Genomic DNA, 2,100 nt, shown 5'->3' with positions numbered 1-2,100 from the left:
GCTAGGCCCGTTTTCCGCATAGTTGGGGGTTTAGGTTTGCGGTTTTGGGTGTTGTTGTGGTGCTGCGTGTTTCGGGCCATGGTAGGGGGATGTTGAGGTGGGCGAGGATGAGTCGTTGGACCGTGGTGAGTTGGTCGAGAACGAGTCCGTCGGTGGTGTAGGTGGCGTGTAGGTCGGTGAAGGCGGTCAGCACGGCGCGGGCGGTGGGGACGGCGTCTCGGTGTTCGGGCAGCAGGCCGGGCAGTGCGGTGTTGGGGCCGAGAGCGGCGCGTAGGTCGGCTTCGATGAGTCCGTAGATGAGCAGGGCGATGCCGATGACGGCGATGAGGGCGTGGATGCGGTCGTCGTTGTGCAGGAAGATGGGCCGTACGTGCAGGGTTTGTTTGAGGTCGCGGTGGCGTTGTTCGACGATCCATTGGTCTTTGTAGATGTTGAGCACGTCGAGGGCGGTCAGGGTGCCCTCGGGTGGGTCGGGCAGGTTGGTGGCCAGGGCGTAGAGACCGTCCAGCGTGGAAGCGCTGGTGATGGCCTCGGGGTTGCGACGCCAGGTAATGGTGGGTTTGCCGTCCTTGGTGAGGCCGGTGGTGACGGTGATCAGCTCGGCGATGCGGTGTCCGATGATGGTGGCGACTCGGTCGTCGACCTGCTTTTTGGTTTTGTAGTAGCGCCCGCCCAGGCCGTTGTGGATGCGGGTGAGGGCTTCCTGGGCCTTGGTCAGGGCGCGTTCGCGGGCCTCGGCGACGGAGGCGGCCTCCTCGGAGGACCAGATGTAGGCGATGCGCAGTCGGTGGGTGGCGCCGGTGTCGGCGTCTGCGATCTGCCGCTCGCGCAGCGCTCCTTTCCACACGGTGCGCTCGTGCTCGGGCAGCCGGGCTTCGCGCGCCGAGCAGTGATCGAGGCGGTGCAGCGCGGCCAGCCCGCCGGGCACGTCGGCGGCGAACCAGCCCGCCCAGCCGGTGTCGGCGCGCAGCGGCACCACGAACCGCAGTCCTTTGGCGTCGGCGGCGCACAGCCGGCCCAGGTAGCCGAATCCGGAGTCGATGACGCAGACCACGCCGGGCGGGGCCAGCGCGCGAATGCGCTCGAGGGTGTCGGCGAAGCACGGCGCCTCGCCTGAGCCCCCCGGGTGCGGCCGGTAGTAAACCGCGACCCCGGCGCGGGTGGACACCTGCATGGTCTTGATTTGGCGGGCGATGGTGCGGTCGGCGGCCCACCCTTTTTCCACCAGCGCCGAGCCGGCGTAGCCGCCGGTGAACCGGACCGCGGTCATGTCCAGGTGCAGCCGCGACAGGTCGGCCCCGCAGCGGGACGCGGCGGCCAACGCGAGTTCGCCGCGGACCTGCTCGGCCACTGGGGCCAGCGCCTCCAATGCCCGGCCGAGCCGATCGTCGTTGAGCAATCCTGCTGGGATGCCGAATAATTCGGCCATCGCCGCCGACGACGCCCACCCAGCCACGTCGTAGAGCGGCGCCGGCCCGCACAGCCGGTTGGACACCAGCGCGGCGATCACCTCCCCGTGAGTGAGCATGGCCCGCCCGCGCATCGGGGCCGCCGCGTCGATGAGTTCGACCAGCCCCAGCCGGTTCAGATAGTGGCCCACCAGCAGCAGCGGCCCGACGTGGCGACGGGTGCCGGCCGGCGGCGGGTCGAGCCGGGCGAACGAGGCCGCCAGCTGCTCGAGTTGGCCCGACGCCTTGAGCTCGTCCTCGCGGCCCAGGGTGTGCAACACCCGGTGCCGTACCCGGCCGGACTCGTCCCGGAAGGCCTCGACCAGCCGCAGGTATACGTAGCGTTTGCCGCCCTTGGTGACCGCGTGCCGCTTGAGGTACATGCGCGCCATCCCGATCTCGTAGGTTGGCCCTACGTTATCGCGACCGGAAGCGTATTACAAGCATGGAATTCAGTGTTTCCGCGCCAGCCCTGCTACCACAGTTTGGCCCTACACCAAACCGTAGAGCGCTGATTCGTCGGCGGCAGGGACAGCACCCCACTACAGTCGAATCGCCAACTCTCGCAATGCCTTACCACAGTCAGCCATGCGCGGATCGGATGCCGAAAGGTCAGGCCTTACGCTCGATCGGTGCGGAAAACGGGGCTAGG

Annotated in this window: 1 protein-coding gene; it reads right to left on the bottom strand. The window is 68.1% G+C overall.

Translation table 11 applies throughout. From position 1 onward, the window contains the following. Position 1: 1 nt before the first annotated feature. On the bottom strand, positions 2-1,840 hold the full coding sequence (locus tag FPZ47_RS27260) for an IS1634 family transposase (RefSeq protein WP_145039763.1): 1,839 nt from the start codon (positions 1,838-1,840) through the stop codon (positions 2-4). Positions 1,841-2,100: the final 260 nt, after the last annotated feature.

This window comes from Mycobacterium helveticum (assembly GCF_007714205.1).
Taxonomy (GTDB): Bacteria; Actinomycetota; Actinomycetes; order Mycobacteriales; family Mycobacteriaceae; genus Mycobacterium; species Mycobacterium helveticum.
This window is presented reverse-complemented; position numbering and strand designations above follow the sequence as displayed.

Bases quoted from the DNA above. Each gene is read 5' to 3' on its own strand.
- FPZ47_RS27260 (WP_145039763.1), bottom strand. From the start codon at position 1,840: ATGGCGCGCATGTACCTCAAGCGGCACGCGGTCACCAAGGGCGGCAAA.